The sequence below is a fragment of the Vreelandella glaciei genome (assembly GCF_013415125.1).
GTDB lineage: Bacteria > Pseudomonadota > Gammaproteobacteria > Pseudomonadales > Halomonadaceae > Vreelandella > Vreelandella glaciei.
This window is the reverse complement of the sequence record NZ_JACCDE010000013.1, coordinates 63,280-86,781: the sequence shown is the minus strand read 5'-3', so window position 1 is coordinate 86,781 and position 23,502 is coordinate 63,280. Positions and strand designations below refer to the sequence as shown.

Here is a 23,502-nt window from a genome sequence, read left to right as displayed (position 1 = left end):
ATGACTCTTGTGCATATAAAAAGGGAGAGCCACAATGCGGCGACTACTGCTTTCAAATGATGACGGTGTTTACGCGCCTGGGTTGCGTGCGCTACATGATGCGCTGCTGTCGCACGCCAATATGCGCGTGGTGGCGCCTGACCGAGACCGCAGCGGTGCCAGTAATTCGCTTACCTTGTCACGGCCGCTCTCATTAACGGCGCTTGATAACGGTTTTTATAGCGTTGATGGTACCCCTGCCGACTGCGTCTATTTAGGCGTTCACGGTGTATGGGATGAAAAGCCTGATTTAGTGATCTCAGGGATTAATCACGGCAGTAACCTGGGCGACGATGTGCTCTATTCCGGCACCGTTGCGGCGGCGATGGAAGGGCGCAACCTGGGCATGACCGCGATTGCCATGTCGCTATGCGGCGAGCGCCATTTCGCTACCGCCGGAAGAGTGGCCGCCACGTTGATTGGCGCCGCGGATCAACTCTCGCTACCGCCGCGTACACTGCTGAACGTCAATGTCCCTGATGTACCCTGGGAAGAGATCAAAGGCGTTAAAGTTACCCGCCTGGGCTACCGCGGGCCAGCTGAAAAACCGTTGCCGGTAAAAGACCCGCGAGGACGTACCCGCTATTGGATTGCGCCGGTAGCAGCCAATGCCGATGATGGTGAAGATACCGATTTTGCCGCTGTTGAAGCGGGCTTTGTGTCGATTACACCGTTACAAACAGACCTGACGCGCCACCCCGCGCTTAACGATGTGCAGGATTGGTTGGATGTTTTTGCCTAATATCTCCCCTGCTGAGCTGCGCGGTCGTGGCATGACCTCCCAGCGTACCCGTGACCGAATGGTCGAGCGCCTTATGCGCCAAGGCATCAACGATGCCCGCGTGCTGGAGGTCATGGCCAGTGAACCGCGCCATTTGTTTGTGGATGAGGCGCTGGCGCATCGCGCCTATGAAGATACCGCCTTACCGATTGGCTTTGGCCAAACGTTATCGCAGCCGTTCATTGTGGCGCGGATGACCGAGCTTGTGCTGCGCGCCAGGCCACGCCAGGTATTGGAACTGGGCACCGGGTCTGGTTATCAAACGTTAATATTGTCGCGCTTGGTAGAAGAGCTCTACTCCATTGAGCGCATTGGTGCACTGCACGAGCGTGCGGCCGAGCGGTTACGGCGGCTTACGGCCCCCGCCACGCTAGCAGTGGCGGATGGAGGCTATGGTTGGCCTGAAGTGGCACCGTTTGATGTTATTTTGCTAACCGCCTGCGCTCATACACTGCCCTCATCGCTACTAGAGCAATTGAGTGACAACGGGGTGCTGATCGCCCCCTTGGAAGATCCCGATGGCAGCCAGTGGCTTACTCAGGTAAAGCGCATCGGCAGTGCTTTTGAAAAACGGCGGCTTGAGCCCGTACGTTTTGTACCTTTACTACAAGGAGTAGTGGATTGAAGCGGCAACCCTTGGGAATATTTTTACGTGGCGCAGGGATGGGCGCCGCCGATGCGGTACCCGGTGTGTCGGGAGGTACCATTGCGTTTATTAGCGGTATTTATGAAGAGCTGATTAACACCATCAAGCAGTTTGGCCCAAGTGCGATTGGTGTATGGCGTCAAGGTGGTTGGAAAGCCCTGAGTCTCCATTTGAACCTAGCCTTTCTGGTGCCGCTATTGGCGGGTGTTGCGGTTAGTCTATTTAGCGTTGCGCATTTAGCCCTGTGGTTGATGGAGGCGCATCCACTGCTGTTAGACGGGTTCTTTTTTGGCCTTGTAGCGGCCTCCGCACTGGTAGTCGGGCAGGCAAGTAGCGGCTGGAAGCTATGGTATCTGCTGCCGTTATTGGTGGGGTTAGTGCTAGCCCAAGCGTTACCAGGCATGATGCCGCTGGTGCTGCTGCTGGGCAACGAGGCGCTGGTAGTGATGGTGGCAGGCTGCATTGCCATTAGCGCCATGCTACTGCCAGGGGTGTCAGGCAGCTTTCTATTGCTGACAATGGGACTCTACGGCACCATCATGGGGGCAATTCGCAGCTTTGATCTGGGCATTATTATTCTGTTTGGAATGGGCTGTATGGTTGGTTTAGCGTTGTTTTCACGGTTATTGTCCTGGCTGCTACGGCGCCACCACACCTCGACCATGCAACTGCTGCTGGGGTTTATTGTCGGCTCGTTACCGGTTCTCTGGCCATGGCGTGAACTGTTACGCTATCAAATAGGGCCAGAAGGACAAATGATCCCTTTGGAGCACCGTTATTTGTTGCCCGCTGACTATGCCGTATTGACCGGTGCCTCGGCACAAGTAGCTGGCGTTGTCGCGCTAATGGCCTTGGGGGCACTAATTGTTGTGTTGCTCAACCGGCACGCGGATCGTCGGCCAATCGATACCAAGCTTGGCGCTGAAAAGGAGTAAGGTTTATATGCGTAAAGGTTATAGTCTTAAAGTACTGATGATGTCGGCGCTGGCATTAACAATTGCTGGCTGTGCCAGCCAACAAGGCGGAAGCCCTCAAGTGCGTGATTTAAGCCAAGCACGCCAAGCGGTGGAAAACTCACCCCAGTACACCGTTAAAGCGGGCGACACGCTGTATGGCATTGCATGGCAGCACAATTTGGATTATCGCCAGTTGGCGGCAATGAACAATATTGATGCGCCGTACCAAATTCGGCCAGGGCAAACCATTGCCCTGCGCGAAGGCGCCTCAACGTCATCAGCCACCAGTAGCCAGCCAGCTGCTAATAACACTAGTAGCAGCGGCGCCGTGGCGACCGGACTGAACCCGCAAGCAGCCTCTGTTGCGAGTGATGACCAGGAACTCGACTGGCTGTTGCCCGACGAATCCGCGATTCAACGTAACCAGCGCCTAACCGCTGAACGTGATGCCGTAGAGGCTGCGGAACAAGTGGCTGATTCTTCGCCTAGCAGCAATACCTCTGCCTCCACGCCTGAGCCTGAAGAGGTCGCAGCTGCCGAACCTGAGCCAGCCGCTCAGCCTGAACCTGAGCCAGCGTCAGAACCTGAACCGCAGCCAGTATCAGAACCCGAGCCTGCAGCTGCACCTGCTACACAAAGTGCCAGCGTTGACCGCTCTTCGCGTACCTATACGCCCGCTGAAACGATTAATTGGCAGTGGCCGACCGATGGCAACGTCGTTGGGGAGTTTGGACAAGGCGATAGCATCACTGCCGGGATTGATATCACCGGTGAAAAGGGGCAACCTGTTAAAGCGGCTGGCCCTGGTATTGTGGTTTATGCGGGCAGCGGCGTCAGGGGTTATGGCAACCTCATCCTTCTCAAGCACAACGACCAATTCCTGAGTGCGTATGCGCATAACGACAGCTTGCGGGTCAGTGAAAATGACGTGGTAGAAGCTGGTGAAGTGATTGCGACGATGGGGGATAGCGATGCAGAAAATGTCCGATTGCACTTCGAGGTTCGCCGTGATGGCCAGCCTCAAGATCCCATGGACTTTCTGCCTTCCCGCTAATGCACTCACCGGTAGCGTGAGAGGCCAGCGTTTAACTTGGAAGTTGCCCGAATCGCTGTATTCGAGCGTCATATAACAATTGTCACATAATAATATGGTGTGCGCCTTAGAGCACACCCCTTTGACTTTCTAAATGGCGGGTAGGCGAAACACGGGGGTAAGGCCATGAGTATGTTGGAGAAAGATCTACAGGAGGTTGACCTGGAGGCTGCTGAGGAGGCACTTGATAATACCGATGATGATATTGCGGTAGAAGAAGATGCTTTTGAAAAAGCGCTAGGGCGTGAGGATCGACAATCGACCCAAAGCTTGGATGCAACGCAAATCTACCTCAACGAAATCGGCTTTTCGCCACTATTAACGCCAGAAGAGGAAGTATATTACGGCCGCTTAGCGCGTAAGGGCGACCCGCTGGGGCGCTCACGAATGATTGAGTCCAATTTACGGCTAGTGGTAAAGATTGCCCGCCGCTACCTTAACCGCGGCTTAACGCTGCTGGATTTGATCGAAGAGGGTAATTTGGGCTTGATCCGCGCCGTTGAAAAGTTTGACCCCGAACGGGGGTTTCGTTTTTCAACGTATGCCACTTGGTGGATTCGACAAACCATTGAGCGTGCGTTGATGAATCAAACGCGGACGATCCGTTTGCCGATTCATGTGGTCAAAGAGCTCAATATCTACCTGCGCGCAGCGCGCGAATTGACCCAGAAGTTTGACCATGAGGCCACTGCTGAAGAGATCGCCGAGCACTTGGACAAACCGGTCGAGGTGGTCAAAAAGATGCTCGGCCTCAATGAGCGCGTATCGTCGGTCGATTACCCGATGGGCGGTGAGAGCGATAAGCCGCTGATTGATACGTTGACCGACGATGAGGTGCAAGGGCCTGAAGCGCGTTTGGTGGATGGCGATGTCAAAGAGCACGTTGATCTATGGCTTGATGAACTGAGCGAAAAACAGCGTGAAGTTGTCGTGCGCCGCTTTGGCTTACGGGGTCACGAATCCGCCACTCTTGAAGAAGTCGGTGCCGAAATTGGTTTGACCCGTGAGCGGGTACGTCAGATTCAAGTCGAAGCGCTGAAAAAGCTGCGTCGTTCGCTGGAAAAACAGGGTCTCTCGTTAGAAGCTTTGTTTGAAACTTAAGTGTTTGAAGCGCAACAAAGGTGATTATTAAACGCGCCTTCCCTCTAAGCCGAGCAAGTACCTATAGGTGCTTGCTCGGTTTTTTATCGCTGACATTTTTTGTTAATAAGCATTTATTGCTGAATCAGGTAAGTGAGAAAACCTATGCGCCCCCTTGTGGCCGATATTGATCTGGACGCGCTGCGTCACAACTATCAATTGGCGTGCCGCTGTGCGCCACAAAGCCGCTCAGTGGCCGTTATCAAAGCTGATGCTTACGGCCATGGCGCGCTAGCGTGCGCTCAGGCGCTGGAGGCCCATGCTCCTGCGTTTGCCGTCGCCTGTATCGAAGAGGCTCTCGCGTTGCGTCAAGGTGGCATTACGACACCTATCGTGCTGCTTGAAGGCATCTTCAGTGCTGATGAGCTGGCGCTGGTGGACACCCACGGTTTCTGGATCGCGGTGCATAGCCAGTGGCAGGTTGATGCACTGTTGGCGGCCGCGCCACGCCAGCCCATCCCGGTATGGTTAAAAGTCGACTCCGGCATGCACCGCCTGGGCTTTGCCATTGAAGAGGCCGCTGCCATCTGGCGCCAGCTTCTTGCTGCGCCGAGTGTGGCTTCGCTGCACCTGATGAGCCATTTTGCCACTGCCGATGCTCAGGATAGCCGCTATTTCAATCAGCAAATGGCACGGCTCCAGGGGCTGGCCAGTGAGCTAGAAGCGCCACTATGCCTGGCCAATTCACCGGCGACCCTGGCGTGGCCGGTGGCGCATGGTGACTGGAACCGGCCAGGCGTCATGCTCTACGGCAGCGACCCGTTAGAAGTCGCCAATAACATCACCCGGCAACTGAAGCCAGTGATGACCCTGCGCTCTGAAATTATCGCCCTGCGGGAGCTAGAAGAGGGCGAGCCCGTGGGCTACAGCGGGCGCTGGCGTGCGCCGCGGCGTTCACGCATTGCCGTGGTTGCCTGCGGTTACGGTGACGGCTACGACCGCCACGCCCGCGATGGTACGCCAGTGCTGGTAAACGGCCAACGCTGCGCGATTGCCGGTAAAGTCTCGATGGATATGCTCACGGTGGATGTAACAGACGTGCCCGATGCCGGCATTGGTAGCGAGGTCGTATTATGGGGTAGCGCCAGCAACGGCGAAGTACTGCCGGTGGATGAAGTGGCCCGTTACTGCGATACGATCAGCTATACCCTGCTGACGGGGGTACTGCCCCGGGCGCCTCGGCTTTATCATGGGCGCTCTGATTAAACGGTTGTTTTTATGTCAAAATCACGTTATCCACGTTCGTTTGCCCACCCGCGTTACTGGCCCACTTGGCTCGGGATTGGCGCTATGTATGTTGCCGCCTGGCTGCCCTGGCGGTTAAAAATGAGCATTGGCAAAGGGCTTGGGTTGCTCGCATGGCGCTTTGCCAAGCGGCGGCGGCGCATTACCGACACCAATATAGCGCTGTGCTTTCCCGAAAAGAGCGCCGAACAACAGCGGCAACTCGTCAAAGAGTCATTCATCGCTAATGGCATTGGTCTCGTCGAAACCGCGACGGGCTGGTGTCGAAATGGCGAAAGCTTACGCCACCGGGTTGCTTATATTGGTGAAGAGCATATGGCCCGCGCTCAGTCGAGAGGCAAAGGGGTGATCATTATCGGTGTTCACTTCTCGTCGCTCGATTTAGGCGGCGCTTTACACGCGCTATTTTTCTCTGCTGATGCGGTCTATCGCCCGCATAACAACCCGCTGTTTGAGCGCTTTATGACCCGCGCTCGTGGACGCAACTTTGGGGTCGCGATTGACCGTTACGATCTGCGTGGGGCTGTACGGCAGCTTAAGGCAGGCCGGATGGTTTGGTACTCGCCGGATCAGGATTTTGGTCGCGATGTCAGTGTGTTTGCACCGCTGTTTGGTCAGCAGGCTGCGACGATTCGCTTAACGGCCAAGCTTGCGCGTATGACCGGCGCGCCGGTGGTGCCGATGATGTTTCACCGCAACCCCGATAATGCGACGTACACCATCGAAAGCCTGCCAGCGTTAGAAGGGTTTCCGAGCAATGACGAGGTTGCCGATGCGACCAAGGTCAATCAATTTATTGAGCAGGCCATTCGCAAGCACCCGGAGCAATATTTGTGGCTGCATAGACGCTTTAAGACCCGTCCCGAAGGCGAGTCCAGCGTTTATTGATCCCACATAAGCGCCACAAAAAAAGCCAGTGTGAGCTGGCTTTTGGCATTCAGAGGCGACGCTTAATCCAAATTGCGGGAGTAGAAAATCTCCAGCATCTCTTTACGCAAACGGCTCTCAATGTCACGCGCTTCTTCAAAGGTAATATCGCGCCGTGACGTACCGAACAGATAATTTTCCAGCTCGAAATCTTTGAGCAGCATCTTGGTATGGAACATGTTTTCCTGATACACGTTTACATCCATCATCTGATACGCATGCTTGGTATCTTCAGCAAGGTAGTCTTGGATGGAGGTAATGCCGTGATCGATAAACAGCTTCTTGCCGTCTACGTCACGGGTAAAGCCGCGTACTCGATAATCCATGGTGACGATGTCGGAGTCGAAGCTGTGGATCAGGTAATTCAGCGCTTTAAGCGGGCTGATATGACCACAGGTCGAGACATCAATGTCCAGACGGAAGGTGCTGATGCCGTTGTCAGGGTGCGACTCAGGGTAGCTATGCACCGTAACGTGACTCTTATCTAAGTGCCCAACCACCGTCTCTGGCAGTGGGCCGGGGCCCGGCTTAATCTGCTCAGGCGCGGCGTCATCCAGCTCATGCTCAGCGATCAGGATCGTCACGCTTGCGCCGTGGGGCTCATAGTCCTGGCGGGCGATATTCAGCACATGAGCGCCGATAATGTTGGTGACGTCTTTCAGAATCTGCGTCAAGCGTTCGGCGTTGTAGAGCTCATCGATATAGTCGATATAAGCCGCACGCTGCTCTTCGGTTTTGGCGTAACAAATGTCGTAAATGTTGAAGCTCAAAGAGCTTGTCAGGTTGTTAAACCCGTGGAGTCGGAGATTATCTGTCATGTCCGAGCCTCCTTATGGCAGGTGAAGACACCCCGACGAGCCAGCGCCGGAACCGATAAGACGTTGCCACCATCGCTGCGGTGTAACCCCACTCGATAAAGCAGGGTGGCGACAGCACAGGTGAAGGTAAAACAAGCGGGCGTATTATGCCCGTCAAGGCGTTTGCTTGCATCCGACTGAACTACTTTTTTTGCCACCGCGGTTGGGTAAGCAGCGGCGCTAGCCGAGAGAGCCAAGCGCTGCACGTACAAACAGCCGCTCAAGCCTCGATAATCTCAAAAGAGTGAGTGATCTCTACGCCGCCATTAACCAACATGATCGACGCACTGCAGTACTTTTCAGCGGAGAGTTCAACGGCGCGTTGAACCTGCTTCTCTTTCAATGCATGCCCGGTCACCACGAAATGAACGTGGATCTTGGTAAAGACGGCGGGGACTTCATCAGCGCGTTCGGCGTCAAGTTCCGCAACGCAGTCGGTGACATCGGCACGCGCTTTATCGAGAATGTTCAAGATGTCAAAAGCGGTGCAACTGCCCATGCCCATCAACAGCATTTCCATTGGGCGGGGCCCTGTATTACGGCCACCGTGGTCGGGCGGGCCGTCGATGACAACGCTGTGCCCGCTACCGGATTCCGCCACAAATTGACGGCCTTCTGTCCATTTTACCCGTGCTTTCACGCGGCTCTCCTCATCTAGGCGACGAAAGGTAAGTCGCGCAGCATAACATTTCTTGGCCTGCGCGCCTCTTCTCAACGCTTCTGTTGTTTATCACCGGCATTATTAATCATGGCCAGTGTAGGGCATCTCCCAGCCGCCTTCGCAAATGGCTCGCTTACCCGCTACTCCTGGATTGTAAAGATAGACCCAGGCACGACCAAAATGGGTGGCTATTTGCTGGCGGTCATACTCGCCCTGCGCAGGGGCGTCGATACGGTAGCCCTCCAGCCGGTCTAGCTGGGCCAGCTGGTCAATGCTAATCTCATAAATCTCTATAATGACGCCTTTGGACGCTTGCCACTTGGCGCCAGGGTAGGGGCCGATATCGTAGAGTGTGAGGGCGCGGGTGGTATCGCTACCCAATCTTCTGGCGCCGCTTAACCAGTGGGCGTTGTTGAAACCCTGCTTCAGCGTGCCGTAGACCGCTACCCGTGGCGTATCAGCGATTGCCGCATGTAAATAGTCCGGATGCATCAGCTACTCTTTCCCGCGCTGTCGTTGCAATTGAAGCTGGCTTTCCAGCGCCGCCAGCCGTTCAGGCGTGCCCACATCGACCCAGTGTCCGGTATAACGTTCACCGCTCACCCGTTGGTTATCAATGGCGGCCCTGAGCAGTGGTGCTAATGCAAAGGCGCCTTGAGGTTGCCCGGCGAGCAGCCCAGGGTGAATCACACTGATGCCCGCATAGGTCAAGCGCTCATTACTGGTTTGATTGACACGCCCACCCGCTAGCCCAAAATCGCCGTCGGGATGGTGAAGTGGGTTGTCTACCAGCACCAGGTGGACCAAGTCGTCGCCGCGCAGCGCTTGCGGGTGGGGCAGCGTTTCGCACCAGACATCGCCGTTGATGAGTAGAAATGGCGCTTCACCCAACATCGGCAGGGCTTGCTGAATGCCGCCTCCCGTTTCCAGTGGCGCTGTTTCTCGACTCCAGTGAATGCGCAGCCCATAGTCATCGCCGCCGCCGAGGGCATCAATAATCTGCTCGGCACGGTAGCTAACGTTGATGACGACGTCATCAATGCCCGCCTCGCGAAGCCGCTCCAGGTGATGCACGATGAGCGGTTTACCCGCCACCGGCAGCAGCGGCTTGGGGCAGTGGTCTGTAAGCGGACGCATCCGCTTGCCGAGCCCCGCGGCTAGGATCATTGCTTTCATTGCGGCATTTCCGTTAGTCGCTTCATGAGGGCGGGGCGAAAGGTGAGTTTGACCCACTCAGCGAACTCAGCCTGCTCGGTCAGGCACGAAAGACTATCCTCCAGATGATCCAAAAAGTGCGGCAAGCGCTCAAGATAGCCACTTTTTTGATCGCGCAGCGTTAAACGGCAAAATATGCCCAGCACTTTCAGCGAGCGCTGAGCGGCCATGGCGTGGCACTGGGTCAGGAAGGTGGCAAAATCGACCCGGCCGGGAAGGCGGCCATCGCGGCGGGCCTGCTGATAAAATGCGTCGACGAAGTCGCTAAACTGCTCATCGCTAAAGCGGCAGTAGCGGCCCCGAAGCAGCGAGATCACATCGTAGCTTAGCGGGCCCGCCACCGCGTCCTGGAAGTCGATCATGAACAGGCGCTGATCGTGTATCATCAGGTTCATAGCATCAAAATCACGGTGCACAGTGACCACCGGCTGAGCCAATGCTTGCTGAATAAGCTGCTCGCGCAAGGGTTGCCAGCTTTCGGGTGGCGATAGCTTCAGCCAGGCACCCAAGCACCATTCAGGAAACAGGTCGAGCTCCCGGCCCAGCAGCGCCGAGTCATAAGCGGGCAGTGATTCGGGGTTGGCGCGGTTTTGCAGCTCGGCGACCAGCGTTAGTGCCTGCGCATGGTACGTCTGTGTGGTAGCGTCATCGGTAAACATATCCTGTAGCGGTGTGTTGCCCAGGTCATCAAGCAACAGAAAACCGTCCGCCAAATTAGCGGCGTGCACCTTGGGTACCGCTAGCCCTGCGCTGTGCCAACGCTTGGCGATGGTCACAAAAGGGTGGGAATCCTCCTGTTCAGGCGGGGCATCCATCACCACCTGGGTGGCGCCGTCAGGTAACGTAAGGCGAAAATAACGCCGAAAGCTCGCATCGCCCACGGCGGATGAAAGCGTAATATCGGCCTGGGAAAGGCCGTTTTGCTGGGCAGCCCACGTGGTGAGGGCGTTAATCCGATAAGAGGACATGCAAGCTCCTTGCTGGTCGGGCATCATGCGGGCTGTATAATACCGATTCTGGATGCCAAGGATAACGAACATGGGCAAGCGATTTTCGCGCACGTTGCCGGTTGCGCATACGCTGATGAGCAGTTTGCTTGCTGGCGCCTCGTTTACGGCGGTGGCTCAAGACCAAGACATGCCTGCGGAAGCGTTAGATTGGCAAGCCTGGGGAGAAGAGGAAGCGGCCAATCAATTGTGCCGTGGGCGCTACGTCATGCCCAGCTACCGCTTACCCGCAGAAGAGAACCCGGAAACCCTCTCGCTTGAGGCCAGCGACGTCGATTACGCCGCCGACGGCGAGGCACTGCTGCGTGGTGATGTGGTGCTGCGTCGCGGCAATGAAGAAGTGGAAGCGGAGCGTGTCTTTTTACCCGCCGACCGCCAGCAGGTTGACGCCGAAGGCAATATCGCCATACGCGATGGGCGTGCGCTGGTGCGCGGCGAGCAGGCCATGCTCAGGCTAAACGAAGACCGTGCGACGTTGGGGAATAGCCATTATGTGCTTTACGACCAGCACTTGCGCGGTCAGGCAAATCAGTTAGAGCAGACGGCAGAGGGCGAGTATCGTCTGCAGGACGCCAGCTTCACGACCTGTGACCCGGGCGCCAATAGCTGGGAACTGGTCAGTAGCGATATTCGTCTGTATCAGGCCGAAGGTTACGGTACGGCGCGTCATGCGCGTTTACACGTAAAAGATGTGCCGGTGTTTTACTGGCCATGGCTACGTTTTCCCATTGACGATCGTCGTCACACTGGTCTGCTCTCCCCATCGATAGGTTTTTCATCGGATGGTTTTGATTACGCCCAGCCGTTTTATTGGAATATCGCCGCTAACCACGATGCGACCATTACGCCACGCTGGATGAGCGACCACGGTTTGCTGATGAACGGTGAGTACCGCTATCTGCTTGAGGAAAGTTCAGGCATCGTCGAAGGCGGCTATTTAAATAGCGATAACGGCGGCTCCGGCGGTGGAGAAAATCGCTTTGAAGGCGAGGATCGTTGGTATGTGGATGCCCGCCATGCAGGGCGGGTAAACGAGCGTAGCAATTACCGGCTGCGCTATGGTGCAGCCAGTGACGGGCGCTATTTTGATGACTTTGGCGGCGAGTTCGGCGAAAATGATCGCGCCAGCATGGAGCGCTTGGCCCAGGTCGATTACCGCGGCCAACGCTGGCAATTAGACGCCCGGGCCCAGGGTTTCCAGCGTTTGGAAGATCCACTTAGCGATAGCGATAAACCCTTTTATCAACTGCCGAGCCTGAGCGCCAATGCGAACTGGCAGTTCGACAACGGCCTCTATACACAGTGGCGTTCTAACGCGACCTATTTCTGGCGCGATGTGGATGAACGTCGTGTGCCGGAGCGTGAGGCGGCCACCGGTAGCCGATTGCACCTCACGCCTGTTGTTGGCTGGCGCTTTGAACGGCCCTGGGGCTATTTAGAACCGCGTACTGAACTGTGGAACACCGCCTATGAGCTGGATTATGGCGAGCGTGAAACGGAGCGGGGTGACTCACCCAGCCGCAGCATTGCGCTAACCTCGGTCGATAGTGGCTTGATCTTTGAGCGCGAGCTTGCCCTCGGCGGGCGCGAGTATCGCCAAACCTTAGAGCCGCGTCTGAACTATGCCTACGTGCCACGTACCGATCAAACTGAGCTGCCGGACTTTGACAGCCGCGAACGTGCGTTTTCCTGGGATCAGCTCTGGTCCGCCCAGCGCTTTTCCGGCGCTGACCGAGTGGGTGATCTCAACCGGATCTCTTATGGCGTGCAGTCGCGCCTGCTTGAGGATGCGTCCGGTCGTGATCGACTCTCGTTTGGGGTTGGGCAGAGTGTTTACTTTGATGATCGCCGAATCGATAGCGAAGGCGATGCGGATACGCTGCCAGATCGGCCGGAAGAAAACCCCAACGTTAATCCTGAAAGCTACTATCAGGCCACCCGGGATCGCTCACCACTAGTGACCCGCCTTGATTGGCAAATTAATGATCGCTGGAGTAGTGGCTACGAATGGCTCTACGATGATCATCGTGATCGCACTGAACGCTCAAGCGTTGATGTACGTTATCGCCATCCCGAAGGGCACGTAGTGAACCTTGGCTACCGTTGGGAGATCGAAGGGTTCGACCCGAGCGTGTTGCAGGGCGATGATGGCTTTCGCGACTATAACCGTGAAGAGTGGGATCTGTCGTTTGCCTGGAAAGCCAGTACTAGCATTGATTTGATCGGTCGCTACCTTCACGATCAAACCAATGACCGCTCGCTTGAGCAGCTGGCAGGCGTACAGTGGAACAACTGCTGTTATGGCCTGCAGCTTGTCTGGCGTGAATGGGTCGATGACGATGATACTGCCCGCATTGATGATGACTTTAATGATCGTGGGCTATTTTTGCGCTTCGTGTTCCGTGGCTTAGGTGGCATTGGCCAGAATGCGGACAGCTATTTTGAACAGACCATTCCTGGCTATCGTCCGACTGCCCTGTAAATGACTTCCATAGAATGGCTAATGAAAGAGACGTTTGTAATGAAAATGAGACAGCCCTTGCTAGGCCGAATGAAGCAGCTTTCTGCTGGTAGCCTACTCGCCCTCTGCGTTGGCGCTAGCTTTGCGTTGGCCCCGCTGGCGCTCCAGGCGCAGAACTTCCAGTCCACTCAGCGTCAGGCGCTGGATAGTGTGGTGGCCGTGGTCAATAACGATGTGATTATGCGCAGCGAACTAGACGATCGTATGGCGAAAGTCGAGCAGCAGGCGCAGGCCCAAGGCGGTAACCTTCCCCCGCGCTCCCAGTTGGAGCGACAGGTGCTTGAGCGCATGGTGATGGAAGAGATTCAACTACAGATGGCGGAAGATGCCAGTCTGACTATTGATGATACCGAGCTAAACGGTCAGGTGCGAGCGATTGCCGAATCCAACGGCATGACGCTGGATGAGTTTGCTGATGCGGTGGAAGCTGACGGCATGACGCTGGCGAGCGTGCGCGAAGATATTCGCCGCGAAATGCTGATGCGTCAGGTGCAGCAGCGCCAAATCAGTAATCGTGTGACGGTTAGTGATCGTGACGTTGAGCGCTTTTTAGACCAGCAGCAGGGGCAGACCGGCGAGCAGAACTTCATTGAAGAGACGCGGGCCCGCCACGTATTAATCGAGCTGACGCCTAACCGGGATGAAAATCAGGCGCGTGCCCGAGCCGAAGAAGTGCGTCAGCGCTTGTCTCAAGGTGATGATTTTGCCTCTGTAGCGCGCGAGTATAGCGATGACAGCGGTACGGCACTCAACGGGGGAGAGCTTGGCTGGGTGCGCCCAGGGCAAACCGTTCCAGCGTTTGAGGAAGCAATGCGTGACCTAGGCGTTAACCAGATATCACAACCGGTGCGCTCTCAGTTTGGCTACCACGTGATTGAGGTAGAAGAGCGTCGTCGTCAGAACGTTACTCAGGAGAGCCAGCGCGAGCAGGTGCGCCAAGCAATCTTCCAACGCCGTGCCAATGAAGAGCTTGAAACCTGGCAGCAAGAGATTCGCTCACAGGCTTTTGTTGATGTTCGTCTCTAATGGTAGCTGGTACTTCAAGGGCTGATAGCGCGCTGCCGGTGGTCGTCACCACCGGCGAGCCAGCGGGCATCGGCCCTGAACTAACGTTAATGCTGGCAGCCCGGGGGCTTCTGCCTCCGAATACCGTGGCCATTGGCGATCCGCAAATGCTGCGCCAGCGCGCAATTGCGCTGGGGCTGGATGTTACGGTGGTAGAGTGTTCGGTGGGTGAGTGCCCAAGTGGCGACAATGCCTTACCTGTTTGGTCCGTCGCTCTTAATGCCCCTACCTCGCCAGGTGTGCTTAATCCAGCCAACGCCGATTACGTACTTGCCACACTGGCAATGGCGGTCGATGCTTGTCAACGCGGCCTTGCCGCTGCCATGGTGACCGCACCACTGCACAAAGGCGTAATTATTGACGGCGGTCACCCAGGCTTTACCGGCCATACCGAATGGCTGCGTGATGCCTGTGGCGTTGATGACGTCGTGATGATGCTGGCCACCGACGCGGCGCTACATGCGGCATCGCCAAGCTGGCAGGGTAGTGGCGATTTACGTGTTGCTCTGGTGACCACCCACTTGCCTCTGCGCAACGTCGCCGACGCTATCACCTTTGAGCGGGTTACTCGGATTAGTCGCTTACTGGAGGCTGATTTGCATTGCCAGTTCGGGATTGCAAAACCGCGCATTGCCGTGTGTGGCTTAAACCCGCATGCCGGTGAAGATGGCCACCTGGGCCACGAAGAGCTGGATATTATTATTCCCGCGCTTGATGCTCTTCGTGCTGAGGGAAGGGATATCCTTGGTCCGTTGCCCGCCGACACGCTATTTACCCCGCGTCACTTGGCCGGTGTCGATGCGGTGCTGGCGATGTACCATGACCAGGGCTTGGCAGTGTTAAAATATGCAGGCTTTGGTCAGGCCGCCAATATTACCCTGGGCTTGCCATTGGTACGCACTTCGGTCGACCATGGCACCGCGTTGGATCTGGCTGGCAAAGGCGTGGCAGACCCCGGCAGCCTGAAAGTCGCTATCGCCCTTGCACGCCGTCTAGCTACCCAGCGGTTGTCTGCTACTGTCTAGCATTTGCTGCGAAATACTCCCGATTGAATCCGCACTCCAAGGAACACCGTTTGATGTCTACTGTGCCCCAACACCGCGCTCGTAAACGCTTTGGTCAGAACTTTTTGCGCGACCTTGGCATTATTTCGCGGATCGTTCGTGCCGTTGGCCCGCGCTCGACGGATCGCCTTGTCGAAATTGGCCCAGGGCAGGGCGCACTAACCGAGCCGCTGCTGGAAGCGGCGGGACATCTGGAGGTAATTGAACTCGACCGCGATCTGATCCCTGGCCTGCGAGTGCAGTTTTTTAACTACCCCGACTTTGTGATACATGAAGGCGATGCGCTGAAGTTTGATTTTGCCGCGCTGAAAGGCGATGGACCTGCGCTGCGTGTGGTGGGCAACCTGCCCTACAACATCTCCACGCCGCTGATAATTCACCTGCTGGCTGCAGGAAGTGCGATAGAGGATATGCACTTCATGCTGCAAAAAGAAGTCGTTGAGCGCTTGGCTGCTGAACCGGGCGGTGCCGACTGGGGGCGTCTGTCGGTTATGGCGCAGTACTACTGTAGTGTCGAGCAGCTATTTATTGTGCCGCCGGAAGCCTTTGTGCCGCAGCCCAAGGTTGAGTCGGCCATCGTGCGCTTAACGCCTCATGCGACCCTGCCTCATACTGCAGAAGACCCCACGCTGCTGTTTGAGTTGGTGAAGCTCGCGTTTGGCCAGCGGCGCAAAACGCTGCGCAATAACTTTAAAGGGCGCGTGAGTCCTGAAATCCTTGAAGAGTTGGGTATTGATCCTATCCGCCGTCCGCAAACACTGACGGTCGCCGAATACGTGGCGATTGCCAATCGAGTCGCCGCCGATGAACAGGCGAGCAGTGAGCGGGGCAGCCAAGCGTGAGTGGTCTAACTATCGAGGTAAACGTTGCGCCTAGCTACCGTGCCGATGAGTCCAATGATGCGGAGTCGCGTTACGTCTTCAGCTATACCATCACCGTCCACAATCAAAGCCCCCATAGCGTGCAGCTCATGGCGCGCTACTGGAAAATCACCCAGGGCAGCGGCGAGTGCCAGGAAGTGCGCGGCAAAGGCGTCGTCGGGCAGCAGCCACTGATTGGCCCTGGCCAGAGCTTTCGCTATACCAGCCGTGCCATTCTGCAAACGCCGGTGGGGGTCATGGAGGGCGCCTATACGTTGCTGGACACTTCCACGCAACGCGCGTTTGAAGTGGCTATCACACCGTTCAGGCTGGCGGTGCCGCTCCAGCTTCACTAGCGTTTTGCGCTAACCTACTCTCCAGATGATCGCAAAGTCGCAAGGCCAGCTGTACCAGCGTTAACGTGGGGTTGGCGTGCCCTGCGCTAGCAAAAACGCTGGAGCCCGCCAAGTAGCAATTTTCCTGGGCAAATAGACGGCAGTCGGGGTTAACGATACCCGTCTCGGCAACAAGGCTCATGCGCGTGCCGCCCATGTGGTGACGTCCAGCAAGTTCGCCTTCCGTGGGCAGTTGCACCGGCGTATCGGCAAGCCAATCAGCCATCTGTAGCCTGCCCACCTCGTTATCACGCAGGTATTCACCCAGCAGTAGCATGCTCTCGCGAATGGTGTGGCGATCCAGCTCAGATTGCCGCCACACCAGCCGGCTACGTGGCACTCCCAGTTTATCCAGCTCATCGCTTAGCTCAATACGGTTGTCATAGCGAGGTTCCTGCTCCCAGGCGGCTCTTAGAAACGCGCCGTGCACCACCCGACCTTGGGCCTGCCAGATACGCAGCCGACCCACCAGCGCGGGTGCCTGTTCTGCGAGCTCGTCAATCAGTTCCTGGGTAGCTTCAGCGTTCATGCGGTGCAAGCGCAGCCCACAATTGAGTATTTGTCGTGAGCGCAAGGAGCGAGCAGTGGGGGAGAGGAAAACGTTGTAATCCTCGTCCAGACCCAGTGCCGCAGGCTCAAAAATGAGCGCCTTCCCCACTGTGGCGTGGGGGTGCTCCATCCAGTAGCGTCCCAGGGTGTCGGCTTGGGGGATTAGCTGGCCATCTAGTTGTTGGTTGCACCACAGCAGCAGGCGCGAGTTTTCGATGCCGCCGCAGGCCAGTACAAAGTAGCGCGCCTGAACCTTGCGGTAGTCGCCCCGGTAATTGCTAAAAGTGGCGCTGGTGACTTTGCCAGCCTGGGTTTCCAGTGCCACCAAGTTGGCTGTTAGGCAGCACGTCAGAGTGGTCGAATCGCTCAACGTAGCGGCATACTTCTCTTTCATGCGTGTGGGGTGACCCAGCGAAAAATAGATGCGTTTTAGCCCCGCTTCAGGGACCACATGATCGGCTGGCGTAGGTTCCAGACCGAGCATAGTAACGGCCGCGCTGTAGTAAGGAACCAGCGCATCGCGGCCTATAGGCCAGGCCGTTTCGCTGGCGACGGCTTTGGCATTGAAGTCGTAGCGATCCAAAGGGCGACAAATGCCGCCCCAGTGGTTGGTCGACCCACCCAAATGGCGCAGCCGAGCGCCATACAGGGGAATATAGGGGTCGCCGACGACGTCGCCCCGGTAGCACTCCTGGGAGCGTTCGCTGTAGTCCGCATCGCCACCTTCACAGAGCAGTACCCGGTGGCCTCGCTCCGCTAGGGTAACGGCCATGGAAATGCCCGCCGCACCCGCGCCGATAATGCAGACATCCCAGGCGTTGCTGTGTTCGTTGATATCCTCAAAGGCGATATACATCAGCGGTCACTGCTGTTCAGTAGCCAGCCATTAACCGTCACCGCAACGGGGGGCGGGCCAAGCTTGGTAGCAGTGGCACGTGCGGCAGGAAGAAGCGCTGTGCCGGGAAGTATGAGGGCACCAAGGCCCGCCAGTGTTGCAACTCGCAGCAGGCTGCGTCGAGAGTGATCCATTGCCATAGGCGTATCGTTTTCCTTAACAGTTATTACCAGGTGGCTAACTATCGAATGGCTTAAGAGCATCAAAGCGTACTTTTATAGTGAGCCAGGTTCACTCTTTTAACCAGTGTTAATCATCAACATAAACCGTCTACAACAGGCAGAGGGTCTCGGTGAAGTGGTAGTATTAGTCCACTTATTTTATGAAAAAGGCCTCCCGCATGAGTACCTATGCGATCGGCGATCTGCACGGCTGTCACGCCGAATTTGTAGCCCTTCTGGAGAAGCTCAGCTTCAACCCCACGCGGGATGCGCTATGGCTGGTCGGTGATTTAATTAATCGTGGCCCAGGCTCTTTAGCGTGCCTGCGCGAAGTGCGTGCTCTGGGGAGCGCTGCACGCAGCGTACTGGGCAACCACGATTTTCATTTGCTGGTGGTGGCGCGCGGCGGCGGCAAACTGAAGAAAAACGACACCCTTAGCGATATTCTGGGCGCCCCTGATCGCGAAGCGCTACTGGATTGGCTACAGAGCCAACCGCTTTGCGTGATTGAAAACGGTACGCTCATGACCCATGCCGGGCTGCTTCCCCAATGGAGTGTGGCTCAGACCGAGTCGCTGGGGCGTGAAGTGCAGGCAGCTCTGGGCAGTGACGCCTCTGGTAAGTTTTTAACCCAACTGTTTGGCAACCTGCCGGATAGCTGGCGCGACGATCTAGACGGCATGGATCGTCTGCGCCTGATTGTTAATGTGCTCACCCGAATGCGCTTTATTGATGCCCAAGGGCGTTTGGACTTTGCCGCTAAAGAGGGGCTAGATAGTGCGCCTTCGGGTTTTCTGCCCTGGTTTCAATACCCGCGAGATGATAATACCCGGCTGCTTTTCGGCCACTGGGCGGCACTGGAAGGAAGAACCCCGCAGGCGCGGGTGCCCGTCGAGGCGTTGGATACGGGATGCGTTTGGGGTGGGCGGTTAACCGCGCTTAATCTGGACAGCGGAGAGCGAACCAGTGTGGCGAGCCAGCAACGGAGTAGACAGTAGTGAAAGAGACCAATAGCGATCCACGTTTAGCGGGTTTGAGCGTGTTTCGGGTGGGCGGCGCTGTGCGCGATGCGCTACTGGGCTGGCCGGTCTATGACAATGACTGGGTGGTGGTGGGCGCTACGCCAGACGTCATGCGCAAACGTGGCTTTAAACCCGTGGGGCGCGACTTTCCGGTCTTTCTGCATCCGGATACGGCCGAGGAGTACGCGCTCGCCCGCACCGAGCGCAAATCTGGCCATGGTTATGGCGGGTTTGAAGTGCACGCCAGCCCCGATGTCAGCCTGGAAGAGGATCTTTTGCGGCGGGATTTAACCATTAACGCGATTGCCCAGAGCCCCGAGGGTGAATTAACCGACCCGTTTAATGGTCAAGGCGATATCGAACGGCGCGTGCTTCGGCATATCTCTTCTGCGTTTAGCGAAGACCCGCTGCGCGTACTGCGTACCGCACGCTTTTTGGCCCGTTATGCAGGGCTGGGCTTCACCATTGCCCCTGAAACCCTGGCGCTGATGCGTCAGGTGAGTCATAGCGGTGAACTTGAGCATTTGGCCGCCGAACGGGTGTGGGTGGAAACTGAAAAGGCGCTGGGCGAACCAAGCCCGGACGTTTATTTTACCACCCTTGAGCGCTGCGAGGCGCTGCCTATCTGGTTTCCCGAACTCATGGGGTCGGTGTTGCCGCGAGGTTTAGCTGCGCTGGATCAAACGCCTCGAAACAGCACGATAGCAGTGGCTCACTGGCGCTATGCGCAGTTGGTGTCACCGCTCACCGCCGAACAGCGTGATGCCTTAGCAACGCGGTTAAAGTTGCCTAACGCCGTGGCTCAGCTTGCCCGTCATACCGCGCTCACTTATGCGCTGCTTACCGCGCCACTGGAGGGCCCGAATGTGCTGCATTGGCTTGAAAGGTTGGATGGCTGGCGCAAGCCCGAGCAGGTCGAGGCGCAGTTGGCATTAGTGAGCGTGCTGGCGCCGGAGCAAGTGGAGCGGCTTGGCAGCGCTTGGCTAGCGGCTCGCGAGGTGGGGCCGCAGGCGTTAATGGCGGAAGGATATCAGGGGGCAGCGCTGGGTGAGGCAATACGCGTGCGGCGCGGGCAAGCCGTGGCGGTAGCACTTGAGTAACTGGTTATCGACGGGCCGCTGCCAAGCGAGGCAGCTCGTCTGACTGAGAGATCCAGCGGCCACGCCAGCTAAAATCAACCGCCCAGAGGCGTTGGCTGCCTAGTTCGAAGGTTTTCCATAGCGAAGCGTAAGAGGTGTCACACAAGGGGTGGCGCTCTGTGGGTAGCAATTCCGCAAGCGGCTGCAGCACGAACGCATTATGAGTGATTTCGCTGCGTGGCAACGTGACATCATCGACGGTGCCGCAGAGGCTGCCCACGGTAAGCAAGTCGATATCCAGCGCGCGGGGGCTAAATTTAGCAGTGTCAGGAAGGCGGCCGTGCTCTATTTCCAGCTGCTTACTCCAAGCCTGAAGCTCCCCGGGTGTCCAGTCACTGTGGAAGGCCACTACCAAATTATAGAAATTGCGACTGTCGGTAAAGCCCACTGGCTCGCTTTCAAACACACGTGAGATTTGCAGCGAGCCAAAGGTGTCCGCGAGCGCATCAAGGCAGTAGCGGATATGCCGAGTGGGGTAAATATTGCTGCCTAAGCTGACAGTGACCAGTTTCATGCGCTGGGCTCCTGCATTGCCTCTGGTAAGGCGCCGCGGGTAATTTCCAAACCGACGCTGACAGCGTTGGGCACTGCGCCGGGTTTACGCACGGTGAGGCGCAACCCATTGATTGGAAACTCTGTACGTAAGCACTCTGCGAGGCGTTCGGCGAAAGTTTCGACCAGGGCGAATTGATGAGCATCGGCAAATGTCTGGATGCGCTGACAAATGGCCGCGTAATCCAGCGTGAGGCGTAAATCATCGGTCGCTGCCGCTGAACGTATATCGGTTGCCAGCACTAAGTCCAGGCTCAGCGACTGCTGAATTGAACGCTCCCAAGCATAGACACCGATAACTGTGTCGACGGTTAACGCTTCAATCAAAATGCGATCCATCTGCCTTCCCCCAGCTGCAACAAGCGGGCGATTGTACGTTAGGATGGGGCTAAACGACAGCGAGCCAGGCTATCGAGACGGTCTATAAAGCGAGCAGAGCGCCATGGTATGGATAGTAGTGGGTTATTTAAGCGGCAGTTGGTTGGCAGCGCTGAGCGTTTGCCGCCTAGCGGGTGTGGGGGACCCACGCCAACATGGTTCGTTTAACCCTGGGTTTTCTAACGTATTGCGCCTTTATGGCCCCCGTTTGGCGGCCGTTACTCTGCTGCTAGATGCCTTAAAAGCCATGCCCGCTGTTATAGGAGCCAAGCTCATGAGCTGCCCAGTATGGTTGCAAGGGCTGGTTGGGCTGGCCGTGTTGCTAGGACACAGTTTTCCCTTATGGCACCACTTTCGTGGCGGAAAGGCAGTCGCCAGTGCGTTTGGTGTACTGCTGATATTGGTGCCCAATGTTGCGCTATTAAGCGCCATTATTTGGGCGCTACTGGCGTGGCGGCTAAAGACGGCGGCGATGGCATCGCTGGCCAGTGCTTTGGTGGCGCCGCTAATATGCGCTTGGCTAGCGCCTGCGTATTTTATGGTGGTCGGCGGCTTCAGTCTGCTGGTGTTGGCCCGCCACGGGCTTAATATTCGTCGACTGCGACGCGGTGAAGAGCCGCCATTTCGCGGCTCCTAGAGCGCAGTTAGCTGTCAGCGGCAGCCGGGGGTGACAGTTGATCCAGCGGCCAGCGGGGGGTCGCCTGCATTATGCCGTAGGTATCGCACTCGCCCGCTGCCAAGCGCTGAGCGCCTACGTAGGCAATCATGGCGCCATTGTCGGTGCAAAAGCGCCCGCGTGGGTAGTAGGCGCGGGCTTGGCGTTTTTCACACTCAGCGTGGAGTCGTTCACGCAGGCGATGATTGGCGCTAACCCCACCCGCTACCACTAAACGTTTCAAACCGGTTTGATCCAGCGCTCTGCGGCACTTAATGACCAGCGTATCAACCACGGCTTCTTCAAAGGCGCGGGCTACATCGGCACGTGCTTGGTCGTCGAGTTCCCCCACTGCCTCCAATTGGCGAATGGCGGTCATGGTGTGGGTTTTTAAGCCTGAGAAACTGAAATCGAGCCCTGGTCGGTCGGTCATCGGGCGCGGGAAGCGAAAGCGCTTGGGATCCCCTTGTTCCGCCAGTTTGGCGACTTGAGGCCCACCTGGGTAGGCCAAGCCCAGCATTTTGGCAGCTTTATCAAACGCTTCACCCGCGGCGTCATCCACCGATTCGCCGAGTAGCTGATAGCGCCCCAGCCCCTGCACTTCGACCAGTTGGGTATGCCCGCCGGATACCAGCAGCGCCACGAAGGGGAACGCAGGCGGCTCGTCTTCCAGCATCGGTGCCAGTAAGTGACCTTCCATATGATGCACGCCAAGTACGGGAATATTTAACGCTCGTGCCATACCGTGGGCGGTGCTGGCGCCTACCATTAATGCACCGACTAAGCCCGGGCCAGCGGTATAAGTAATGCCGTCCAAGTCGTGACGCGTTAGCTTGGCATCGCTGAGCACCTGCTCAATTAGCGGTAGCAGTTTGCGGGTGTGGTCGCGAGAAGCGAGTTCGGGTACCACACCACCAAATTCGGCGTGCATGGCGATTTGACTGTAGAGCGCGTCGGCCAGCAGCCCTTTGCCGCCGGTTAGCGAAGTGTCATAAAGCGCAACGCCCGTTTCGTCGCAGGATGTTTCAATGCCCAGAACACGCATAAAAAGGGACTCTCAAAGGATGTGCAAAAAATATAAAGGTGAAAATCACAAGGCCAGTAGTCTAACATTGTCGCTGCAAACGAGCGTAAGCATTTGCAAAGATGGCCAACGGCGACTAGACTACTGTGCGCTGTAAAACTGGGTCGTACACTGTATTCTGAACCGCAATATCGCAGTGTACGTACTATCCGAACTCAAGACTCCTTAAGGTAGGTGAGTGCTTAATGCCTTCTGTAAAAGTACGTGATAACGAGCCGTTTGACGTCGCCCTGCGTCGCTTCAAGCGTTCTTGCGAAAAAGCCGGTGTTCTTTCTGAAGTACGCCGCCGCGAGCACTATGAGAAGCCGACTGCTGAGCGTAAACGCAAAGCGGCAGCTGCCGTAAAACGCCACGCCAAGAAAGTCCAGCGTGAGCAAAAGCGTTTCGAACGGCTCTATTGATCCGTACCCGAGGGGGCCGGAGCAGTTAGCTGGTCGTCTCAAGAGGGATGCCAAGCGGCCGCCACTAGGTGGCCGTTTGTTTTTGACTGTTGTTTTCATGATCGCTGTTTTTCAAGGTTATTGTTTTTCGAAATCACGGTTTTCAAAATCACCGTTTTTTAAGACTGTCGCTGTTTATGATGATCTGATCTGGC

26 protein-coding genes are annotated in these 23,502 nt (G+C 56.7%); 16 read left to right on the top strand and 10 right to left on the bottom strand.

What is annotated here, in order from left to right; all coding sequences use genetic code 11:
* Positions 1-34 precede the first annotated feature (34 nt).
* The 7 genes from surE to lpxL all read left to right on the top strand — a co-directional run bounded on the left by surE (position 35) and on the right by lpxL (position 6,788).
* Positions 35-781 carry a 5'/3'-nucleotidase SurE gene (surE, locus tag HZS80_RS10485; protein WP_008956324.1) on the top strand — a complete coding sequence of 249 codons (747 nt, stop codon included), beginning with the start codon at positions 35-37 and terminating at the stop codon, positions 779-781.
* The gene (locus HZS80_RS10480; protein WP_035558959.1) at positions 768-1,445 is read left to right on the top strand and encodes a protein-L-isoaspartate(D-aspartate) O-methyltransferase; all 678 of its coding nucleotides are present in this window, start codon (positions 768-770) and stop codon (positions 1,443-1,445) included. Before surE ends, HZS80_RS10480 begins: the two co-directional genes overlap by 14 nt.
* On the top strand, positions 1,442-2,401 hold the full coding sequence (locus tag HZS80_RS10475; RefSeq protein WP_035558956.1) for a DUF368 domain-containing protein: 960 nt from the start codon (positions 1,442-1,444) through the stop codon (positions 2,399-2,401). Before HZS80_RS10480 ends, HZS80_RS10475 begins: the two co-directional genes overlap by 4 nt.
* Positions 2,402-2,408: 7 nt before the next feature.
* Positions 2,409-3,476, top strand: coding sequence for a peptidoglycan DD-metalloendopeptidase family protein (locus HZS80_RS10470; protein ID WP_035558953.1), 1,068 nt, complete (start codon positions 2,409-2,411; stop codon positions 3,474-3,476).
* A 165-nt stretch (positions 3,477-3,641) separates the two neighbouring features.
* Positions 3,642-4,616, top strand: coding sequence for an RNA polymerase sigma factor RpoS (rpoS, locus tag HZS80_RS10465; RefSeq protein WP_035558949.1), 975 nt, complete (start codon positions 3,642-3,644; stop codon positions 4,614-4,616).
* Positions 4,617-4,760: 144 nt separating this feature from the next.
* Positions 4,761-5,861: an alanine racemase gene (gene alr / locus HZS80_RS10460; RefSeq protein ID WP_179916045.1), complete on the top strand. Its 1,101-nt coding sequence runs from the start codon at positions 4,761-4,763 to the stop codon at positions 5,859-5,861.
* A gap of 12 nt (positions 5,862-5,873) precedes the next feature.
* The gene (gene lpxL, locus HZS80_RS10455) at positions 5,874-6,788 is read left to right on the top strand and encodes an LpxL/LpxP family Kdo(2)-lipid IV(A) lauroyl/palmitoleoyl acyltransferase (RefSeq protein ID WP_035558944.1); all 915 of its coding nucleotides are present in this window, start codon (positions 5,874-5,876) and stop codon (positions 6,786-6,788) included.
* Positions 6,789-6,850: 62 nt separating this feature from the next.
* On the opposite strand, the gene speD is transcribed toward lpxL, so the two are convergent.
* From speD to HZS80_RS10430, 5 genes are all read right to left on the bottom strand, one after another.
* On the bottom strand, positions 6,851-7,645 hold the full coding sequence (gene speD, locus HZS80_RS10450) for an adenosylmethionine decarboxylase (protein ID WP_035558939.1): 795 nt from the start codon (positions 7,643-7,645) through the stop codon (positions 6,851-6,853).
* A gap of 259 nt (positions 7,646-7,904) precedes the next feature.
* Positions 7,905-8,324: an OsmC family protein gene (locus HZS80_RS10445; RefSeq protein ID WP_179916044.1), complete on the bottom strand. Its 420-nt coding sequence runs from the start codon at positions 8,322-8,324 to the stop codon at positions 7,905-7,907.
* A 102-nt stretch (positions 8,325-8,426) separates the two neighbouring features.
* Positions 8,427-8,837, bottom strand: coding sequence for a gamma-glutamylcyclotransferase family protein (locus HZS80_RS10440; protein ID WP_179916043.1), 411 nt, complete (start codon positions 8,835-8,837; stop codon positions 8,427-8,429).
* Between the two features lie 3 nt (positions 8,838-8,840).
* On the bottom strand, positions 8,841-9,521 hold the full coding sequence (murU, locus tag HZS80_RS10435) for an N-acetylmuramate alpha-1-phosphate uridylyltransferase MurU (protein ID WP_035558933.1): 681 nt from the start codon (positions 9,519-9,521) through the stop codon (positions 8,841-8,843).
* On the bottom strand, positions 9,518-10,528 hold the full coding sequence (locus HZS80_RS10430) for an aminoglycoside phosphotransferase family protein (protein ID WP_035558931.1): 1,011 nt from the start codon (positions 10,526-10,528) through the stop codon (positions 9,518-9,520). Before HZS80_RS10430 ends, murU begins: the two co-directional genes overlap by 4 nt.
* 70 nt (positions 10,529-10,598) lie before the next feature.
* Here HZS80_RS10430 and HZS80_RS10425 point away from each other — a divergent pair, with 70 nt between their 5' ends.
* From HZS80_RS10425 to apaG, 5 genes are read left to right on the top strand one after another with little or no spacing between them, the layout of a single operon-like run.
* Positions 10,599-13,049 (top strand): LPS-assembly protein LptD, encoded by a 2,451-nt coding sequence (locus HZS80_RS10425; RefSeq protein ID WP_179916042.1) that lies wholly within the window; start codon positions 10,599-10,601, stop codon positions 13,047-13,049.
* Positions 13,050-13,088: 39 nt separating this feature from the next.
* Positions 13,089-14,114: a peptidylprolyl isomerase gene (locus tag HZS80_RS10420; protein WP_179916041.1), complete on the top strand. Its 1,026-nt coding sequence runs from the start codon at positions 13,089-13,091 to the stop codon at positions 14,112-14,114.
* Positions 14,114-15,178 carry a 4-hydroxythreonine-4-phosphate dehydrogenase PdxA gene (pdxA, locus tag HZS80_RS10415; protein ID WP_179916040.1) on the top strand — a complete coding sequence of 355 codons (1,065 nt, stop codon included), beginning with the start codon at positions 14,114-14,116 and terminating at the stop codon, positions 15,176-15,178. The genes HZS80_RS10420 and pdxA overlap by 1 nt, the downstream gene beginning before the upstream one ends.
* A gap of 53 nt (positions 15,179-15,231) precedes the next feature.
* Positions 15,232-16,059, top strand: a complete 828-nt coding sequence (gene rsmA / locus HZS80_RS10410) for a 16S rRNA (adenine(1518)-N(6)/adenine(1519)-N(6))-dimethyltransferase RsmA (RefSeq protein WP_035558921.1) — start codon at positions 15,232-15,234, stop codon at positions 16,057-16,059.
* Positions 16,056-16,433 (top strand): Co2+/Mg2+ efflux protein ApaG, encoded by a 378-nt coding sequence (gene apaG / locus HZS80_RS10405; protein WP_008956340.1) that lies wholly within the window; start codon positions 16,056-16,058, stop codon positions 16,431-16,433. The genes rsmA and apaG overlap by 4 nt, the downstream gene beginning before the upstream one ends.
* Here the strand turns inward: apaG and HZS80_RS10400 are convergent.
* Together HZS80_RS10400 and HZS80_RS10395 are read right to left on the bottom strand one after the other, a co-directional pair.
* Positions 16,402-17,877: an FAD-dependent oxidoreductase gene (locus HZS80_RS10400; RefSeq protein WP_035558917.1), complete on the bottom strand. Its 1,476-nt coding sequence runs from the start codon at positions 17,875-17,877 to the stop codon at positions 16,402-16,404. The genes apaG and HZS80_RS10400 overlap by 32 nt on opposite strands.
* A complete protein-coding gene (locus HZS80_RS10395; RefSeq protein WP_035558915.1) occupies positions 17,877-18,056 on the bottom strand; it encodes a hypothetical protein in 180 nt (59 codons plus the stop codon). Before HZS80_RS10395 ends, HZS80_RS10400 begins: the two co-directional genes overlap by 1 nt.
* A 200-nt stretch (positions 18,057-18,256) precedes the next feature.
* Between HZS80_RS10395 and HZS80_RS10390 the strand changes: the two genes are divergently transcribed.
* Positions 18,257-19,075: a symmetrical bis(5'-nucleosyl)-tetraphosphatase gene (locus HZS80_RS10390; protein ID WP_179916039.1), complete on the top strand. Its 819-nt coding sequence runs from the start codon at positions 18,257-18,259 to the stop codon at positions 19,073-19,075.
* Positions 19,075-20,199, top strand: a complete 1,125-nt coding sequence (locus tag HZS80_RS10385; RefSeq protein ID WP_281662316.1) for a tRNA nucleotidyltransferase/poly(A) polymerase-related protein — start codon at positions 19,075-19,077, stop codon at positions 20,197-20,199. Before HZS80_RS10390 ends, HZS80_RS10385 begins: the two co-directional genes overlap by 1 nt.
* A 4-nt stretch (positions 20,200-20,203) precedes the next feature.
* Here the strand turns inward: HZS80_RS10385 and folK are convergent, their stop codons facing one another.
* Positions 20,204-20,752, bottom strand: a complete 549-nt coding sequence (gene folK, locus HZS80_RS10380; protein ID WP_035558909.1) for a 2-amino-4-hydroxy-6-hydroxymethyldihydropteridine diphosphokinase — start codon at positions 20,750-20,752, stop codon at positions 20,204-20,206.
* Complete coding sequence (gene folB / locus HZS80_RS10375) at positions 20,749-21,129, bottom strand: dihydroneopterin aldolase (RefSeq protein WP_035558906.1); 381 nt, start codon at positions 21,127-21,129, stop codon at positions 20,749-20,751. The genes folK and folB overlap by 4 nt, the downstream gene beginning before the upstream one ends.
* A 103-nt stretch (positions 21,130-21,232) precedes the next feature.
* Between folB and plsY the strand changes: the two genes are divergently transcribed.
* Positions 21,233-21,805, top strand: a complete 573-nt coding sequence (gene plsY, locus HZS80_RS10370; protein ID WP_035558904.1) for a glycerol-3-phosphate 1-O-acyltransferase PlsY — start codon at positions 21,233-21,235, stop codon at positions 21,803-21,805.
* Between the two features lie 7 nt (positions 21,806-21,812).
* Here the strand turns inward: plsY and tsaD are convergent, their stop codons facing one another.
* Positions 21,813-22,868, bottom strand: a complete 1,056-nt coding sequence (gene tsaD, locus HZS80_RS10365; RefSeq protein WP_035558901.1) for a tRNA (adenosine(37)-N6)-threonylcarbamoyltransferase complex transferase subunit TsaD — start codon at positions 22,866-22,868, stop codon at positions 21,813-21,815.
* A gap of 224 nt (positions 22,869-23,092) precedes the next feature.
* Between tsaD and rpsU the strand changes: the two genes are divergently transcribed.
* A complete protein-coding gene (gene rpsU / locus HZS80_RS10360; RefSeq protein WP_008956349.1) occupies positions 23,093-23,308 on the top strand; it encodes a 30S ribosomal protein S21 in 216 nt (71 codons plus the stop codon).
* The last annotated feature ends 194 nt before the right edge of the window (positions 23,309-23,502 follow it).

What these genes read in the sequence shown, in the direction of transcription:
- pdxA (WP_179916040.1), top strand. Translation starts at nt 14,114, where the DNA reads ATGGTAGCTGGTACTTCAAGGGCTGATAGCGCGCTGCCGGTGGTCGTC.
- HZS80_RS10390 (WP_179916039.1), top strand. Translation starts at nt 18,257, where the DNA reads ATGAGTACCTATGCGATCGGCGATCTGCACGGCTGTCACGCCGAATTT.
- rpsU (WP_008956349.1), top strand. Translation starts at nt 23,093, where the DNA reads ATGCCTTCTGTAAAAGTACGTGATAACGAGCCGTTTGACGTCGCCCTG.
- rsmA (WP_035558921.1), top strand. Translation starts at nt 15,232, where the DNA reads ATGTCTACTGTGCCCCAACACCGCGCTCGTAAACGCTTTGGTCAGAAC.
- HZS80_RS10400 (WP_035558917.1), bottom strand. Translation starts at nt 17,877, where the DNA reads ATGTATATCGCCTTTGAGGATATCAACGAACACAGCAACGCCTGGGAT.
- tsaD (WP_035558901.1), bottom strand. Translation starts at nt 22,868, where the DNA reads ATGCGTGTTCTGGGCATTGAAACATCCTGCGACGAAACGGGCGTTGCG.
- murU (WP_035558933.1), bottom strand. Translation starts at nt 9,521, where the DNA reads ATGAAAGCAATGATCCTAGCCGCGGGGCTCGGCAAGCGGATGCGTCCG.
- alr (WP_179916045.1), top strand. Translation starts at nt 4,761, where the DNA reads ATGCGCCCCCTTGTGGCCGATATTGATCTGGACGCGCTGCGTCACAAC.
- folB (WP_035558906.1), bottom strand. Translation starts at nt 21,129, where the DNA reads ATGGATCGCATTTTGATTGAAGCGTTAACCGTCGACACAGTTATCGGT.
- HZS80_RS10425 (WP_179916042.1), top strand. Translation starts at nt 10,599, where the DNA reads ATGGGCAAGCGATTTTCGCGCACGTTGCCGGTTGCGCATACGCTGATG.
- speD (WP_035558939.1), bottom strand. Translation starts at nt 7,645, where the DNA reads ATGACAGATAATCTCCGACTCCACGGGTTTAACAACCTGACAAGCTCT.
- lpxL (WP_035558944.1), top strand. Translation starts at nt 5,874, where the DNA reads ATGTCAAAATCACGTTATCCACGTTCGTTTGCCCACCCGCGTTACTGG.
- HZS80_RS10440 (WP_179916043.1), bottom strand. Translation starts at nt 8,837, where the DNA reads ATGCATCCGGACTATTTACATGCGGCAATCGCTGATACGCCACGGGTA.
- plsY (WP_035558904.1), top strand. Translation starts at nt 21,233, where the DNA reads ATGGTATGGATAGTAGTGGGTTATTTAAGCGGCAGTTGGTTGGCAGCG.
- HZS80_RS10395 (WP_035558915.1), bottom strand. Translation starts at nt 18,056, where the DNA reads ATGGCAATGGATCACTCTCGACGCAGCCTGCTGCGAGTTGCAACACTG.
- surE (WP_008956324.1), top strand. Translation starts at nt 35, where the DNA reads ATGCGGCGACTACTGCTTTCAAATGATGACGGTGTTTACGCGCCTGGG.
- HZS80_RS10430 (WP_035558931.1), bottom strand. Translation starts at nt 10,528, where the DNA reads ATGTCCTCTTATCGGATTAACGCCCTCACCACGTGGGCTGCCCAGCAA.
- rpoS (WP_035558949.1), top strand. Translation starts at nt 3,642, where the DNA reads ATGAGTATGTTGGAGAAAGATCTACAGGAGGTTGACCTGGAGGCTGCT.
- HZS80_RS10470 (WP_035558953.1), top strand. Translation starts at nt 2,409, where the DNA reads ATGCGTAAAGGTTATAGTCTTAAAGTACTGATGATGTCGGCGCTGGCA.
- HZS80_RS10420 (WP_179916041.1), top strand. Translation starts at nt 13,089, where the DNA reads ATGAAAATGAGACAGCCCTTGCTAGGCCGAATGAAGCAGCTTTCTGCT.
- folK (WP_035558909.1), bottom strand. Translation starts at nt 20,752, where the DNA reads ATGAAACTGGTCACTGTCAGCTTAGGCAGCAATATTTACCCCACTCGG.
- HZS80_RS10480 (WP_035558959.1), top strand. Translation starts at nt 768, where the DNA reads ATGTTTTTGCCTAATATCTCCCCTGCTGAGCTGCGCGGTCGTGGCATG.